Here is a 16,748-nt window from a genome sequence, read left to right on the forward strand (position 1 = left end):
TCGATCTTCGAACGGAGAGGACGGCAGCAAAAAAGCTGCCGCCCGCTGGTCAATCGGGATTTAGTTCTGCAGCCAGCCGACGATGTCGCGGACATGACGCATGGTCTGTTCGGCGATCACGCCGGCCCGTTCGCCGCCATCGCGCAGAACGCTGTCGATGTAGGCCGGGTCAGCCACCAGCCGACGCATCTCATGGGTGATCGGCGAAAGCTTCGCGACCGCCAGATCGGCAAGCGATGCCTTGAATTCGGAGAACTGGCGTCCGCCGAATTCGTTGAGCACGTCTTCCTTCGATCGAGCGGAAAGTGCTGCATAGATGCCAACCAGATTATCCGCTTCCGGACGTCCGTCGAGGCCGTCGAGTTCCGTCGGCAGGCCATCCGAGTCGGTCTTTGCCTTGCGGATCTTCTTGGTGATGGTCTCTTCGTCGTCGATCAGGTTGATGCGCGACAGATCCGACGGATCGGACTTCGACATCTTCTTGGTGCCGTCGCGCAGCGACATGATCCGCATGGCCGGGCCGGAAATAACCGGCTCGGTGAGCGGGAAGAAGCCAGAGACCCGCTCGTCACCGACCTTCATATCCACACCGACCCCAAGCGAGGCGATACGGTCGGAATAGTCGTTGTTGAACTTCTGCGCGATATCGCGGGTCAGTTCCAGATGCTGCTTCTGGTCCTCGCCAACAGGGACGGCAGTGGCGCGGTAAAGCAGGATGTCGGCGGCCATCAGGCTCGGATAGGCGAACAGTCCGAGGGAAGCATTTTCGCGGTCCTTGCCTGCCTTGTCCTTGAACTGGGTCATGCGGCTCATCCAGCCGATGCGCGCGACGCAGTTGAACACCCATGCCAGCTCCGCATGCTGCATGACGCGGCTCTGGTTGAAGACGATGCTCTTCTTCGGATCGACGCCAGCGGCGAGATAGGCAGCGGTCACTTCCCGGGTCGAGTTCGTCAACTCGGCTGGATCGGGTGAAATGGTCAGCGCATGCATATCAACGACGCAATAAATGCAGTCGTTGGTGTCCTGCATGTCCACCCACCGCTTGATTGCCCCGAGATAATTGCCGAGGTGAAGATTTCCGGTCGGTTGGGCGCCGGAGAAAACAAGCGGTTTGAACGTGCTCATGATCGTTTCCTAAAAAAGTTAGCCCCGCCGGTGGAGAGCGGGGATTTTGAATGCTGGTCTTTTCGCAGAGACGCAGTCGCCTTTCAAGCGCGAATTATTGCTCGCTTTCAGGCGCTTTCTTTGCCGCACCGCGCTTTATGTTGCGGCGGATCATCCCGGTATTGGCGCCGCCGAGACCAAAGGCAAAGCCGAAATAAACGACCATTGCGGCAATGACGATTGCGGTCACGGTTCCCGCCCGTACAACAAGCGGCGCAGCCGAGGAAAGCTCGTGGGCGAAGTAGCCGATGGCAAAATGGATGCCGACAGCCATGATCGCGGCAGCCACGAGAAGACGCGGGATGCGGGTGAGGAGTGGAATATCCTGTCCCCAATGGCCCCGCTTCACCAGTGTCGCAAAAAGCAGCACAGCATTGACCCACCCAGCGACGATTTCGGCGGTGGCGATGCCCGTCGGCCCGAAATGGGGGAAAAGCGAGATGGCAAGCGAGACATTCACCGCCACCGAAATGGCAGCGAAGATCATCGGTGTGCGGGTATCCTCGCGGGCAAAGAAGCCCGGAATGAACGCCTTTATCAGCACGAAAGCAGGAAGACCGAGGCCATAGATCGCCAGAATATTGGAGACGACGAGCGTGGAATCCGGGCTGAACTTGCCGCGTTCGAACAGGAGCCGCACGATTGGCTCCGACATGACGAGGAGGGCGGCCGCGGCTGGCAGCGTGAGGAACAAGGTGAACTCGACCGAACGGTTTTGCAGGTTCGACGCTTCCTTCATGTGACCGCCACGCAATGCGCGTGACAGTTCCGGCAGAAGCACGGTCGCGACCGCGATGCCGACGACACCGAGTGGAAGCTGATAGATGCGGTCCGCATAAACGAGCGAGGAAACCGCGCCTTCCATGCCCGACGCGATATTGGTGTTGATGAGCAGGTTGATTTGCGTGATGCCCCCGGTGATGGCGGCAGGAAGCGCCAGCACCAGAAGCCGCCTGACATTGGGCGTGAGGCGCGGACGGCGGAAGCCGATCTTGATGCCTGCATTGCGCACGGCAATCCAGACGATGGCAAGCTGCACCAGGCCCGCAGCCATGACGCCCCAGGAAAGGCCATATCCCACGGCCAGCGCATCATAGCCGCGCCACCAGGCCACGGCCAGGACGCCGATCAGGATGATGTTGAGAAAGACCGGGGCTATTGCCGCCGCGAAATAACGGTGCAGCGAATTCAGCATCCCGCCCATCATCGCGGCAAGCGACATGCAGGCAAGGTAGGGGAACATGATGACGGCGAGGCGCACCGTGTTCTCGAACTTCACCGGATCGTCGGTGAAGCCCGGTGCGATCACGGTCCGCACGATGAAGGGCATCGAAAGTTCCATCACGATGGTCAGGAACAGGAGCACGGTAAAGAGCACGCCGAACACTTCTTCGGAAAAGCGACGCGCGCCGTCCATGCCGTTCTTTTCGATCTCCTTGGCAAAAAGCGGCACGAAAGCGGAGTTGAAGGCGCCTTCGGCAAAGAGTCGTCGAAAGGTGTTCGGGAAACGGAAAGCGGCATTGAAGGCATCGGCCACCGGTCCGGTGCCGAGTGCCGCCGCCATGAACATCTCGCGGGTGAAGCCGAAAATGCGGCTCATCAGCGTTCCGGACGCGACCGTGGCGAACTTTTTGACCAAACTCATTTACTGAAAAACCTATGCTGCGGCCTGCGACGAGCGGCCGTTTGTCTTGCTGCCATTTTCCGCGCCCAGCACACCAAGCAGCTTGCGCCTGATATTGCCCTGACGGGTGGCATTTGAAATCTTGTGGCCCACTAGGTCGGTTACGTAAAAACTGTCAATCACCTTCTCGCCAAACGTGGTGATATGGGCAGAAGCAATATCCAGCGAAAGGTCGGAAATAAGGCCGGTCAGTTCCGAAAGCAGGCCCGGGCGGTCCAGGCCTTCCACCTCGATGACTGTGAACTTGTTGGAGAACGTGTTGTTGATCTCGACACGCGGCTCCACCTTGAAAGCCTTGGCGGCCTTCTTCGGCTTGGTACGCTTGGCCAGAACGTCGGGCAAATGCGCCTTGCCGGACAGGACGTCCTCAATGACCTTGCCGACGCGTTCGGCACGGCGGCGCTCGTCGTCGTCGGTATCGAATTCACGGCTGATGAGAATGGTATCGAGCGCCCGCCCGTCGCCGGTGGTGAAAATCTGCGCGTCGACGATGTTGGCCCCTGCCGCCGCGCAGGCGCCCGTTATGATCGACAGGAGGCGGGGATGGTCGGGCGCCAGCACCGTGATTTCGGTCACGGCCTCGAAGGTGTGTGGCTTCGCCATGGTGGCCAGCGCCCGCTCGTTGCGGTCGGCTTCGCGGATGAAATGGGCGTGCCGGACCTGATCCTCGAGGCTGACGGTCAGGAAATAGTTGGTGTAGTGGAGGGCCAGATAGGCATCGCGCTTGTCCTTGGGCCAGTCGGAAAGCCGTTCTGCCAGCGCCTCTCGCGCCTGATAGTCACGGTCGGCGCGGGACAGTTCCGAGAAACCGCCGGTCAGGACCAGCTCGGTTTCGTAGAAGAGCGTGCGCAGAAGCTGGCCCTTCCAGCCGTTCCATACACCGGGGCCGACCGCCTTGATGTCGCAGACGGTGAGGATCAGGAGAAGCTTCAACCGCTCCATCGTCTGCACTGTATCGGCGAAGTCGATGATGGTCTTGCGATCATTGAGGTCGCGCGATTGCGCCACCATGCTCATGGTCAGATGTTCCCGCACAAGCCATTCGACGGTTTCGGTTTCGGCGGGGCTGAGACCGAAGCGGGGACCGAGCTTGCGGGCAATGCGCGCACCGGCAACCGAGTGGTCTTCCGGTCGCCCCTTGGCGATGTCGTGCAAGAGCAGGGCCACATAAAGCAGGTTGCGGTCGCGCTTCACCGTCGTGATGAGGTGGTTTGAAAGCGGATGTTCGTTTTCAAGCTCGCCATGCTCGATTTCCGACAGCACAGCGATGCAGCGCAGCAGATGCTCGTCCACCGTATAATGGTGGTACATGTTGAACTGCATCATGGCGACGATCTTGCCGAAATCCGGAATGAACTTTCCGAGTACGCCGGATTCGTTCATGCGGCGCAGAATGAGTTCGGGATTGCGCGGCGAGGTCAGGATTTCGAGAAAAAGCCGGTTGGCTTCGGGATTCTCGCGCAGATCGGCGTTGATAAGTTTCAAGGAGCGGGTGAGGCTTTGCATCGCTTCGGGATGAAATTCCAGCCCGTGCTTGTCTGCCAGATGGAAGAGACGGATGATGTTGACCGGGTCCTCCTTGAAAACATCGGGCCGCGCGATGTTGATGCGGTGATTTTCCGAAACGAAATCGCCGTCTGCGGAAAGCTTGCGCTTGCGCCGTGAAAAGGTGAGGAAGATGCGGTTGAAGCCCGGCACATGCTTGGCCTGCTGCTCCTCCAGCGCTGCGCTGATGATGCGGGTGAGATCGCCCACATCCTTCGCCACGAGGAAGTAATGCTTCATGAACCGTTCGACATAGTTCTGGCCGGGATGCGCCGTATAGCCAAGGCGCTGGGCGATTTCCGGCTGGATGTCGAAGGAAAGCCGCTCTTCTGCCTTCAGCGTTGCGAAGTGCATGTGGCACCGCACCGCCCAGAGAAAATCTTCCGCCTTGTTGAACAGTTTCAGTTCGGCCCGCGACAGAACACCGAGCTTGACCAGCTCTTCCTTCGTCTTGACGCGGTAAAAATACTTGGTGATCCAGAACAGCGTATGCAGGTCGCGCTGCCCGCCCTTGCCTTCCTTGACGTTCGGCTCGACCAGATAGCGGGTTTCGCCTGCCTTGCGGTGGCGCTGATCGCGTTCGGCAAGCTTGGCCTGAATGAATTCAGGTCCCGTATCCTTGACGATTTCCTCGTCGAAGCGGCCAACAAGCGATTTGAAGAGTTCGCGATTGCCGGTGAGAAACCGCGCATCGAGAACTGCCGTGCGGATCGTCATGTCCTCGCGCGCCAGACGGATGCACTCATCGATGTTGCGCGTGGAGTGTCCGACTTTCAGTCCCATGTCCCACAGCATGTAGAGCATGTATTCGACCACCTGCTCGCCCCACGGAGTCTGCTTGTAGGGCAGCAGAAACAGAAGATCGATATCCGACCCTGGCGCCAGCCCGCCGCGCCCGTAGCCGCCCACCGCGACGATGGCCATGTTTTCCGCCTTCGACGGATTGATCATCGGATAGGCTTTGGTGGTGGCGAATTCGAACAGCGTCTCAATCAGCGTGTCCATCAGAAAGGAAAGGCGTTTGGCGCAGAGCGTGCCGCCGCCGTCCTTCATCAACATGCCTTCCGCGTTGGCGCGGCCGCGCACCAGCGCGTCCTTCAATGCCTGAAGCACCACTTTGCGCACGGTAGGGCTGGTGTAGTTTTCGTCCGTGGAATCCGCCAGTTCGTTGAGCTTGCGGCGCAGCGTCTCGGGATTGACGATCTCTTCCAGCTTAAGGTCGTGTGCGCTCATGCGGCATGTAGATCCGGTTTGCGGGGAAAGGATAGTGGACGATGGCCATCCTAGAGCATTTCCAGCAAAAGTGCGAAGCGGTTTTGCGTGTGGCAAATGCGACAAAACAAATACTTAGCGCGGTTCCGACGATTCCGTTTTAACCGGAACCGCTCAATAGCCGCTTTTATGCAAAGGCCGGGGAGACCCCGGCCTTCGTATTACTATTCGCTGATCTTTCAGTTCGTCGCATTGTAGGCGGTGATTGCCGCCATGTTGACGATGTCGGAATCCTTCGCACCGATGGTGACGATCTGAGCAGGCTTGTCGAGGCCGACGAGCAGCGGGCCGATGATGGTTGCGCCACCCAGCTCCTGCAGCATGTCGGCGGCAATCGACGCAGAGTGATTGTCGGGTGTGACGATCACATTGGCCGGACCCGACAGGCGGATGAACGGATATTGTTCCATCAGCTTGGGGTTCAGCGCCACATCGGCACTCATTTCGCCGTCGAATTCGAAATCCACATGGCGCGTTGCAAGAATGCGGACGGCTTCCTGAATGCGGGCGGAACGTTCGCCGCCCATATGGCCGAAGGTCGAGAAGGCGGTGAGCGCCACGCGCGGTACATAACCCATGCGGCGCGCCATGCCCGCAGCCTCTACTGCGATATCGGCAAGCTCGGCTGCGGTCGGCATTTCATGGACGGCAGTATCGGCGATAAACACGGTGCGCCCACGGCAGAGCGCGATGGAAACGCCAACCACGCGATGGCCGGGCTTGGAATCGATGACGCGACGCACGTCGTCGAGACCCGTCGCATAATTGCGGGTCACGCCCGTCACCATGCCATCCGCATCACCCAGCGCCACCATGCATGCCGCAAAATGATTGCGGTCATTGTTGATGAGGCGGTGGCAATCGCGCGTCAGGTAGCCCTTGCGCTGTAACTTCTCGTAGAGATAGTCGGCGTAGGCCGCATTGCGGCTCGACAGGCGCGCATTGATGATTTCGATGCCCGGACGGTCGAGGTCGAGACCGGCAGCCTTCGCCGTATCCTGCACCCGTTCCTCGCGGCCCACCAGAATAGCGGTGCCGAGCCCCTGATTGACGTAGGAAACGGCAGCACGCATCACCTGTTCTTCCTCGCCTTCGGCAAAGACGATGCGCTTCGGCTGGCGGCGCACGCGTTCATAGATGCCGCGAAGGGTCGAGGCGATCGGATCGCGACGGGCCGACAGTTCGCGCTTGTAGCCTTCGATGTCGGCAATGGCGCGTCCGGCAACGCCGGTTTCCATCGCGGCCTTGGCGACGGCAGCCGAGACGGATGCAAGCAGGCGCGGGTCGAACGGCACCGGGATGATGTAGTTCGGGCCGAAGCGCGGGCGGCTCCCCTGATAGGCAGCGACAACATCGTCGGGCACGTCCTCACGGGCAAGTTCGGCCAGCGCGTTGACGGCGGCGATTTTCATCGCATCGTTGATGGTGGTCGCACGCACGTCGAGCGCGCCGCGGAAGATGTAGGGGAAGCCAAGCACGTTGTTGACCTGGTTCGGATAATCCGAACGGCCAGTCGCAACGATGGCGTCGTCGCGGATGCGCGCCACTTCTTCAGGCGTCACTTCCGGGTCGGGATTGGCCATGGCGAAGATGATCGGGTTCGGCGCCATGGAGCGCACCATGTCTTCCGTGAACGCGCCTTTGGCCGAAAGGCCGAACACCACATCCGCGCCATTCATGGCATCCGCCAGCGACCGCTTGTCGGTCTTTACCGCATGCGCCGATTTCCACTGGTTCATGCCCTCTTCGCGACCCTGCCAGACGACGCCCTTGGTGTCGCACAAGATGACGTTTTCTGAAGCAAAGCCCATGGCCTTGATGAGTTCTATACAGGCGATGCCGGCTGATCCCGCGCCATTGCAGACGAGCTTCGTCGTCTTCATGTCGCGACCCGTCAGATGCAGCGCATTGATGAGGCCGGCGGCGGCGATGATGGCCGTTCCATGCTGGTCATCGTGGAAAACGGGAATGTCCATCAGTTCGCGCAGGCGACTCTCGATGATGAAGCAGTCGGGCGCCTTGATATCTTCCAGATTGATGCCGCCGAAGGACGGGCCGAGATAGCGCACCGCATTGATGAAAGCGTCGATATCGGTGGTGTCGACTTCAAGATCGATGGAGTCGACATCGGCAAAGCGCTTGAACAGCACGGCCTTGCCTTCCATGACGGGCTTGGATGCGAGCGCACCCAGATTGCCGAGGCCCAGAATGGCGGTGCCGTTCGAAATGACGGCGACCAGATTGCCCTTCGCCGTATAGTCGTAGGCGCGGGCGGCGTCTTCGGCGATTGCCTTTACGGGCACGGCAACGCCCGGAGAATAGGCGAGCGACAGATCGCGCTGCGTGGTCATGGGCTTGGTGGGGTTGATCTCCAGCTTGCCCGGGCGACCCTGCGCGTGAAAGTCTAGCGCTTCCTTCTCACTGGCTGTGGGTGCGCGTTCTGATGTGTTGCCCTTCGGCGTCGAGGCTGGCATGTTCCCTCCGGTTTCATCTGCGGGAGAACCTCGATAGCGCCAGTCACGCATTGTGTAAACAGCGCTTGCGGGAATAGATATTCATCCAAAAACGATGGAATACGAAATTTTATGACCCTGGCATTGTTTGCCAGGCAATAAATGAAGGTTTACCGATGGAATCGAAGGCGAGCGAAAATATGTTGGAAGCGGAAGAAGATGCCGCCGAGGCAGCGCCCGTTCGCCTGACGCCCATGATGGAGCAATATATCGAGATCAAGGCCGCGAATGTCGATTCGCTGCTCTTTTATCGCATGGGCGATTTCTACGAATTGTTCTTCGATGACGCCGTGGAGGCATCTGGGGCGCTGGGCATTACGCTTACCAAGCGCGGCAAACATCTGGGCGAGGATATTCCGATGTGCGGCGTGCCTGTCCATGCCGCCGACGATTATCTGCAAAAGCTGATCGCCAAGGGCTACCGGGTTGCAGTCTGCGAGCAGGTTGAAGACCCGGCGGAAGCGAAGAAGCGCGGCTCCAAATCCGTGGTGAAGCGCGATGTGATCCGCCTCGTCACGCCCGGCACGCTGACTGAGGAAAAGCTGCTGGACCCAGCGCAAGCCAATTTCCTGATGGCGATGGGGCGCACGCGCGGCGATGGCGCACTGGCGCTTGCCTGGATCGATATTTCTACCGGCACCTTCCGCGTGGCGGAAACAACGCCCGATCGGCTTTTCGCCGATGTGATGCGGGTGGATCCGCGTGAGCTGGTGGTAGCCGACAGCGCCTTCCACGATGAGGAATTGCGCCCCGTCTTCGATCTGGTCGGCAAGGCGGTGACGCCGCAACCGGCGACACTTTTCGACAGCGCGGCTGCGGAAGCGCGTATCCAGCGCTATTTCAACGTCGCGACGCTGGATGGCTTCGGCCAGTTCAGCCGCTCCGAGCTGTCGGCGATTTCCGGCGCGATTGCCTATATCGAAAAGACGCAGATTTCCGAGCGTCCGCCCCTGATGCGACCGGAACGCGAGCATGAGGGCGGTACGCTTTTCATCGACCCGGCCACACGCGCCAGCCTGGAGCTTGCCCGCACCATGTCGGGCAACCGCGACGGCAGCCTGTTGAAGGCAGTTGATCGCACGGTGACTGGCGGTGGGGCGCGGCTTCTCGCCGAGCGCCTGACCGCGCCGCTCACCAATCCGAAGGAAATTGCGCTGCGGCTTGATTCCGTTTCCTGGTTCCTGAGCGAGCCGTCGCTCTGCGAAGCCATGCGTGCGGAACTGAAAGGTGTGGCGGATATGCCGCGCGCGCTTTCGCGCCTTGCGGTCGGACGCGGCGGGCCGCGCGATCTGGGCAGCCTCGCGCGGGGTTTCGAGGCTGCGCACACGATTGCAAACCTGTTGGAAAGTGCGTTGCTGCCGGACGAACTGGCACATGCCCGCGATGCCGTCAGCGCCATGCCCGCCATCTTTACCGCGCATCTTGACCGGGCCCTGGCCGACGAATTGCCGCTTCTCAAACGCGAAGGCGGTTTCGTGCGGGCAGGCTATAATGCCGAGCTTGATGAAATGCGGGCCTTGCGCGATCAGTCACGCCGCGTAATCGCCGGTCTCCAGGCTGATTATATAGAAGAGACCGGCATCAAGTCGCTCAAGATCAAGCACAACAATGTGCTTGGCTATTTCATCGAGGTGACTGCCAACAACGCCGGGGCGATGACGGATACGGATGAAGCCAAGGGCCGTTTCATCCACCGGCAGACCATGGCCAATGCGATGCGCTTTACCACGACCGAGCTGGCGGAACTGGAAAGCAAGATCGCCAATGCCGCAGACCGCGCCTTGTCCATCGAGCTTGCCGTGTTCGAGGAACTGACGGCGGAGGCCGTCTCCCATGCCGACAGCATCCGAGCGGCTGCATCGGCGCTCGCGGTTTTCGACGTTTCGGCAGCGCTCGCCGTGCTGGCGGATGAGCAGGGCTATTGCCGCCCGCAGGTCGATGACAGCCTGTCCTTCAATATCGTGGCAGGCCGTCATCCGGTGGTCGAACAGGCCCTGCGACGTCAGGCGGCCAATCCGTTCGTCGCCAATGATTGCGATCTCTCCCCACAGAAGGATGGAGGCAACGGTGCGATCTGGCTTCTGACCGGCCCGAACATGGGCGGTAAATCGACATTCCTGCGCCAGAACGCTTTGATTGCCATTCTCGCACAGATGGGTTCCTTCGTCCCTGCCGGTTCCGCGCAGATTGGTGTCGTGGATCGCCTGTTCAGCCGTGTCGGCGCTTCCGACGATCTGGCGCGCGGGCGTTCAACCTTCATGGTCGAAATGGTGGAAACGGCAGCGATCCTCAATCAGGCAGGCGAGCGTTCGCTGGTGATTCTTGACGAGATCGGGCGCGGTACGGCGACTTTCGACGGGCTTTCCATTGCCTGGGCTGCGGTCGAATATCTGCATGAGAAGAACCGCTGCCGTGCGCTGTTTGCCACGCATTTCCACGAAATGACGGCACTTTCGGAAAAGCTGGAGCGGCTTTCCAACGTCACCATGCGGGTGAAGGAATGGGACAATGATGTCGTCTTCCTGCATGAAGTGGCAAAGGGGGCTGCCGACCGTTCCTACGGCGTGCAGGTCGCGCGTCTTGCCGGTCTGCCCGAGGCGGTCGTCAATCGTGCGCGCGATGTGCTGCACCAGCTGGAAGCCGGTGAAACTTCCGGCAAGGCGGACAAGCTGATCGATGATCTGCCGCTGTTCTCCGTCGTCTTGCAGCAGGAAAAGCCGAAGCCGCAGGTGCAAATGAAGGACAGCGAACTGGCGAAAGCCGTCTCTGCCATCAGCCCTGACGAACTGACGCCCCGTGAAGCGCTCGACCTGATTTATAAGTTGAAGGAACTGGCCGGAAAGGCGTGAGATTCTGGACCCTCGCCCTTCGAGGCTTCGCTATGCTCCGCACCTCAGGGTGAGGGCGTCGAGTTTTCCGGCGAGGGGTATCCAGATGATTTCCCCTCATCCTGAGGAGGCCCGTAGGGCCGTCTCGAAGGGCCAGGGGAAATATCTACAGACTAAACAAACCTGTTCGCTTCAGCGCCGTAATAAGTAATGTAGCGGCTGGAGATGCGCTCAATTGGCAGGATGATGAACACATCGGTAGTGCCGAATGCTTCGTCGATCACGGCACCATCCCCAATCATCGCGCCAAGGCGCAGATAGCCTTTCACCAGCGGCGGCATCGAGAAGAGTGCAACCTTGTTGTTGATGGCTTCCTTCGGCATCAGGTCCATGGCCTGATAGCGGTGCGGCAGGGCGCGCACGTCCCAGTCCGGGGTGGCCCGGCAGTTGTGATGCAGGAACGACAGACCGAGCGCATGCGCGGCAGGCACGGCCCCGTGGAAGGAGGCGCAGCCGAACATCACATCGATGGAGTGGCGTCGGCAGTAGGCCCAGGCACCTTGCCACAGCAGCTCGACGGTGCGCTTGGAGCGATATTCCGCCTTCACGCAGGAGCGACCCAGTTCGAGCAGACGAAGATTTGGGCGCGAAAGGGCCAGACGCTGCACGTCATATTCATCGGCGGAGTAGAAGCCGAGCGCTTTGTCGGCCTGATCGCTCCGCATCAGACGATAGGTGCCGACAATCTGCTGGTGTTCCGGCACGGGCAGGGCGGTATCGTAAACAAGCAGATGATCGCAAATAGCGTCGAAGCGGTCGGCATCGCGAAGCTCCACAGCCTCGATGCTTTCGCGGCGCGCACCCATTTCGTCGAAGAAGACACGAAAGCGCAATTCCTGCGCGGCTTCCACGGCCTCAGGTGAATTGGCAAGCCGTACTTCCAGCGATCCGATGCGTCCCAGAACGATGGGATCGCCGCCGGACGCGAACAGCGCCTGTTGTGCTTCTAAGCCTGACATGACGGTATCATCAATGATTTGCTGGTCCATTCCAAGCAGTACTGTCATGATGATGGCTCCTGATTTGTCTATTCACGTATTCCTGAACGGCTTTCCCACCGATATTTCAGCAGGAACCATTCCAATCCATGTTCGGACAAGATTGCGTGGACACGACGTCCAGTTCCGCCGAAGCATTACAGATTCAGTGCTACGCGAGGATGACAGAAGCATGTCACCAATGTGTCAATTCAAGTGGATGGACCGTATCCTCTTCAAAAATCTTATAATTTCACGAGATTAAATTATGCGAAAGGCTGAAACCGATCAAGCTGCCTTGTCAGCGGGCGGCCCGCTCGCGACGCCAGCCGAGAAATTCTTCCAGAATGATGAGCCCAGCGCCGATGGTTATGAACGTGTCGGCGAGATTGAACACGGCGAATGACCATGTCGGCAGGTGGAACAGAATATAGTCCACGACATAGCCGTGCATCACCCGGTCGATCAGATTGCCGATAGCCCCCCCGACGACAAGCGCAAAACCGTAACGCGCGAAAATGCGGTCCGGAGCGTTGGTCCACCACAGATAAAGCACGAACAGGATAACTGCGGCAGTGATCGCGACCAGTCCCCAGTCGTGCAGCCAGGCCAGCATGGAAAAGGCGATGCCTTCATTGTGCGTGCGGAACAATGCGAGAAACGGCAGAAGGTCGATCTGCTGGCCGTAGCCCATCCGTGTTTCCACCAGATGCTTGACGCCCTGATCGATCAGTATGGTGAGAATGACGACAAAAAGTGAGGACCAGACAGCGTGCCGCTTCATCCGGAAGCCCTTTCATCAAGCGTGAGCGCGTCGCGACGGATTTCGTAGAGCATCACGCCGGTGGCAATGGCAAGATTGAGAGAATCGGCACGTCCCGCCTGCGGGATGCGGGCAAGCTTGTCGCAGGCACCGGCAAGGCTGTCCGGCAGGCCCTGCTGCTCATTGCCCATCATCAGCACGACCGGCTTGTTGGCATAGGGAATGGTGCGATAGTCGACCGCGCCTTTCAGGTGCGTGCCGACGACGAGACCGGACACGCCTTTGCGCCAGTTGAGGAAATCGGCTTCGCTCACCTTATAGAGCGGCATGGAAAAGACCGAGCCCATGGTGGCCCGCACGGTTTCCAGCGAATAGGGATCGGTCGTGTCGCCGATCAGAATAACGCCCTTGGCGCTGACCGCATCCGCGGTGCGGATGACAGTGCCAAGATTGCCCGGGTCACGCACGCGGTCGAGCGCGATATAGACGTCGTTGCCCTTTGGCTTGAGGCTTGCAAGCGGGCGGTACTGCTGCTCGAAGACGCCGACCACCATCTGCGGATTATCGCGGCGGGTAATGGCGGCCATGATCTTTTCGGTCACTTCCAGCACCAGTCCGCCCTTGGCGAAGGTGCGGGCGGCGACCTGCTCAACCATTTTGTTGCCCTTGCCGGATTTCGCAAAGACAAGCGTCTTGATGCGCCAGTCCTGTTCCAGCGCGTCGATGACAAGCTTCAGCCCTTCGGCCAGAAACACGCCCTGCTGGTCGCGGAATTTTTTCAGCGCCAGCGAGCGCAGGTCCTTCACAATGGGATTGGTAAGGCTGGTGACTTCCTTGACCTGTCCGACTTTCGAATATTCGGCCCGTTGGCCTTTTGAGAAATCGTCGTCACGGCTCATTTTGCTACCCAGCGGCTGAACATGGATGTGGAAAGCGCGCGCCCTTTCGACTGGTCGGCGGAACGTTCACGCAGAATAAGTTCGCCCGATTCGACCGTGCCGCCAAGACCGGTGAAACGGGTCGCGCATCAACTCATGAATGGCGAAGAAGGAAGCCCGGATCGAATAGGCGGTCAGGATGACTGCAAGCGGCTTCGGCGTCAGGATAGACCGGCATGTATCGACCATTGCGGGCAGATGCTCGAACAATTGCCAGACCTCGCCGCTCGGTCCGCGCCCATAGGCAGGCGGATCAAGCAGGATGATGTCGTAGAAGCTGCCGCGCCGTTCCTCGCGAGCCACGAATTTCATCGCGTCTTCGCAGATCCAGCGGATCGGTTTATCGGAAAGCCCGGCCATTTCCTGGTTTTCACGCGCCCACAGGATCGCTTTCTTGGATGCGTCCACATGGGTCACTTCCGCACCGGCCCGTGCCGCTACCAGCGAGGCGACGCCCGTATAGCCAAAAAGATTGAGCACTTTCACGCTGCGCCCGGATTTTACGCCGTCCCGGATAAGCCCATCCATATATGACCAGTGCGCGGCCTGTTCGGGGAACACGCCGACATGGCGGAATGAGGTGAAACGGCCATGAAAGGAAATGCCGTCGTGCTGCATCGGCCATGTTTCACCGAGCGGCAGTTTCGGAAATGCCCAGCGGCCCATGCCTTCCTCATCGGTATTGCCGGTGAAGACGGCATCCGCCTGATCCCACTCTTTCTGAGGCAGGTTCGGCAGCCAGATAGCCTGACCTTCCGGGCGGACAATCCGATAGGGGCCGTATTGCTCGAGCTTCAACCCATTGCCGCTGTCGAGAAGCGCATAATCGGGTGACGGTTCCGTTTCGAGGATGAGCGGGAGCTTTTCAGCCGGGCGGGTGCCGGCATAGGGCTTGATTTCGCGAAGCGGAGCGGCGGGTTTGTCGTCCGCAGGTCGGGGGGCAGCCTTGGCGAACTGGGGACGAGGCTTTTTGAAGGACGAGCCCTTATCGGACTTGCCTTCAAATCTGCTCTCAAGCTTGTTTTCCGGACGTGGCGCATCGTGTCTTGTGCGCTCAAAACCACGCTCCTGCTTGCCGCCCGACGGCTTTTTGCCTTTTCCCTTTGGCGCTTTCACCCGAAACTCCAATCATCATGATTGGGGTCTAGGTAGGATAAACAGGGCCGGTGTGGAAGGGGAAAACGACGTTCAACCGCGCACAAAGGATATTTCAGCGGTCGAAAACCCGGAAGTTTGCTTCCGGGTTCGAGAATAAAGGCCGTTTCAGGAATTCGCGACCGATATGTTGCGCTTTTCGGCGGCTGTGCTGCGTTCAAGCAGGCGGGCCGCCTCCTGCTTGTACAACCGTTCCTTGCGCCGATGCGTGCCCTGCGTGAACCAGGTCACCAGGGAGCCGATGACGACACCGAGGAGAAGTGCTCCAAACAGCCACAGGAACAGCGGTGCTTGATAGGAGAGGGCCGGATTGCCCGGATTGAACGGATCGATCGTGAATTGCACCGACGCGCGATTGGCAACCGACAACGCAATCAGAACCACGGCGAGCGGTACAAGAACGATGATGGCGATGATGCGTTTTGCCGCCATAGCGTCTATCAGACTGCGCCGTTCAGACGGTCGCGCAGTTCCTTGCCGGTCTTGAAGAAGGGAACCCACTTTTCTTCCACGTCCACCGTTTCGCCGGTACGCGGATTGCGCCCGCTGCGAGCAGGGCGGTTTTTCACGGAAAATGCGCCAAAGCCGCGCAACTCCACACGATTGCCTTCGGCAAGCGCGTTTGTGATCTCGTCGAATACCGCGCCGACGATGTTTTCGACATCGCGCTGGAAGAGATGCGGATTGCGGCTGGCGATAATCTGAACGAGTTCCGATTTGATCACGGCTTTAAACCCCTGTTCTTCTGTTTGTTTCGTCCGGTATCTGCCGGATATTGTGTGCGTTTGCCCGGACGGCGTCAATTCGCTTCAGGCGTACCGTCAACGTGCCAAACCGAAAGAAGTCCGTCAAGAAAGATGCGTTCCTTGGCAATCTGCTTCAACACGCCATCGGCTTCCTGCGGCACGCCGATGAGGCGGGCACCGGCATGAATGATCAGGTCGCGCAGCGAAAATCCGGTATCGTCGTTGACCGGCTTCCATTCCAGGCGAGGCAAATCCTTCGAGAGCCCCTTGCCTGCAAGCCAGGCAACGGCTTCCTCTTCACCGCCCAGCCCGTCGATCAGCTTCTTGTCGAGTGCCTGCCGTCCGGTGAAAACGGCGCCATTGGCGAGCGCCAGCGCCTGTTCATGCGTAAATGAACGGCGTTTTTCGACAATATCCACGAACCAGGCGTAGGAATCCATGATCATATTGCTGATCATTCCCTTGGCTTCGTCGCTGGCCGGGCTGAAATAGTTGGGTTCGGCCTTGAGCGGCGAAGACTTGATGGTTTCGACTTTCACGCCGATCGTATCGAGAAGCTTCGAGAGGTCGGGATATTGAAACAGAACCCCGATGGAGCCGACGATGGATGTCTGCCGCGCGATGATATGATCGGATGCGCTGGCAATCATGTAGCCCGCGGACGCGGCGAGCGTGCCCACCTGGGTCACGACCGGCTTCTTCGCGGCAATCTTGCGCACGGCTTCAAAAATGGCTTCCCCGCCAACCGTCGTTCCGCCCGGCGAATCGAGGACCAGAATCACACCCTTGACGGCATCGTCCCTGGCGATCTTGTCGAGGCGCTTCAGCAATTCCTCATTCTCGAAGATGGTGCCTTCGATACGAACCTTGGCGATGTGCGGCTGGCTGAAATTGGTGCCGCGCATGGACCACGAAGCGAAACCGGCGATCAGGGCTGCGATTAGAAGCAGGAACGCTCCGCGCCAGACTGTCAGCTTTCTGCGCAATTTCCGGCGTTCGATGATTGCTTCGGCGTCTTGAGCCATTCCCGTCCATCCGTTCGTTCAAATAGCGTGGTTCGCGCTTGCAGTTCACCTTTTGCCTTGAATGAAGGCATGCGG

11 protein-coding genes and 1 pseudogene are annotated in these 16,748 nt (G+C 59.4%); 1 reads left to right on the plus strand and 11 read right to left on the minus strand.

The window, feature by feature from the left end; translation table 11 throughout:
- Positions 1 to 60 precede the first annotated feature (60 nt).
- The 4 genes from trpS to OINT_RS00790 form a co-directional block, all read right to left on the minus strand.
- Entirely contained in the window at positions 61 to 1,128 is a 1,068-nt protein-coding gene (gene trpS, locus OINT_RS00775; RefSeq protein ID WP_006465871.1) for a tryptophan--tRNA ligase, read from the minus strand.
- Positions 1,129 to 1,222: 94 nt separating this feature from the next.
- Positions 1,223 to 2,812, minus strand: a complete 1,590-nt coding sequence (murJ, locus tag OINT_RS00780) for a murein biosynthesis integral membrane protein MurJ (RefSeq protein ID WP_006465872.1) — start codon at positions 2,810 to 2,812, stop codon at positions 1,223 to 1,225.
- Between the two features lie 12 nt (positions 2,813 to 2,824).
- The gene (locus OINT_RS00785) at positions 2,825 to 5,629 is read right to left on the minus strand and encodes a [protein-PII] uridylyltransferase (RefSeq protein WP_039852237.1); all 2,805 of its coding nucleotides are present in this window, start codon (positions 5,627 to 5,629) and stop codon (positions 2,825 to 2,827) included.
- A gap of 218 nt (positions 5,630 to 5,847) precedes the next feature.
- Positions 5,848 to 8,142: an NADP-dependent malic enzyme gene (locus OINT_RS00790; protein ID WP_006470910.1), complete on the minus strand. Its 2,295-nt coding sequence runs from the start codon at positions 8,140 to 8,142 to the stop codon at positions 5,848 to 5,850.
- Between the two features lie 155 nt (positions 8,143 to 8,297).
- Here OINT_RS00790 and mutS point away from each other — a divergent pair, with 155 nt between their 5' ends.
- Positions 8,298 to 11,030 (plus strand): DNA mismatch repair protein MutS, encoded by a 2,733-nt coding sequence (mutS, locus tag OINT_RS00795; RefSeq protein WP_006465875.1) that lies wholly within the window; start codon positions 8,298 to 8,300, stop codon positions 11,028 to 11,030.
- A gap of 152 nt (positions 11,031 to 11,182) precedes the next feature.
- Here the strand turns inward: mutS and olsB are convergent, their stop codons facing one another.
- From olsB to sppA, 7 genes and pseudogenes are all read right to left on the minus strand, one after another.
- Positions 11,183 to 12,076: a l-ornithine N(alpha)-acyltransferase gene (gene olsB / locus OINT_RS00800; protein ID WP_006465876.1), complete on the minus strand. Its 894-nt coding sequence runs from the start codon at positions 12,074 to 12,076 to the stop codon at positions 11,183 to 11,185.
- A 271-nt stretch (positions 12,077 to 12,347) separates the two neighbouring features.
- Positions 12,348 to 12,830, minus strand: a complete 483-nt coding sequence (gene lspA, locus OINT_RS00805; RefSeq protein ID WP_006465877.1) for a signal peptidase II — start codon at positions 12,828 to 12,830, stop codon at positions 12,348 to 12,350.
- The gene (locus OINT_RS00810) at positions 12,827 to 13,708 is read right to left on the minus strand and encodes a TrmH family RNA methyltransferase (RefSeq protein ID WP_006465878.1); all 882 of its coding nucleotides are present in this window, start codon (positions 13,706 to 13,708) and stop codon (positions 12,827 to 12,829) included. The genes lspA and OINT_RS00810 overlap by 4 nt, the downstream gene beginning before the upstream one ends.
- Positions 13,705 to 14,863, minus strand: a pseudogene (locus OINT_RS00815) (class I SAM-dependent methyltransferase). The gene OINT_RS00810 and the pseudogene OINT_RS00815 overlap by 4 nt, the downstream one beginning before the upstream one ends.
- Before the next feature lie 147 nt (positions 14,864 to 15,010).
- The gene (locus tag OINT_RS00820; RefSeq protein ID WP_006465880.1) at positions 15,011 to 15,334 is read right to left on the minus strand and encodes a lipopolysaccharide assembly protein LapA domain-containing protein; all 324 of its coding nucleotides are present in this window, start codon (positions 15,332 to 15,334) and stop codon (positions 15,011 to 15,013) included.
- Between the two features lie 8 nt (positions 15,335 to 15,342).
- Entirely contained in the window at positions 15,343 to 15,627 is a 285-nt protein-coding gene (locus tag OINT_RS00825; RefSeq protein ID WP_004687882.1) for an integration host factor subunit beta, read from the minus strand.
- A 74-nt stretch (positions 15,628 to 15,701) separates the two neighbouring features.
- Positions 15,702 to 16,673: a signal peptide peptidase SppA gene (gene sppA / locus OINT_RS00830; protein WP_006465882.1), complete on the minus strand. Its 972-nt coding sequence runs from the start codon at positions 16,671 to 16,673 to the stop codon at positions 15,702 to 15,704.
- Positions 16,674 to 16,748 lie beyond the last annotated feature (75 nt).

It is taken from the genome of Brucella intermedia LMG 3301 (assembly GCF_000182645.1).
Taxonomy (GTDB): domain Bacteria; phylum Pseudomonadota; class Alphaproteobacteria; order Rhizobiales; family Rhizobiaceae; genus Brucella; species Brucella intermedia.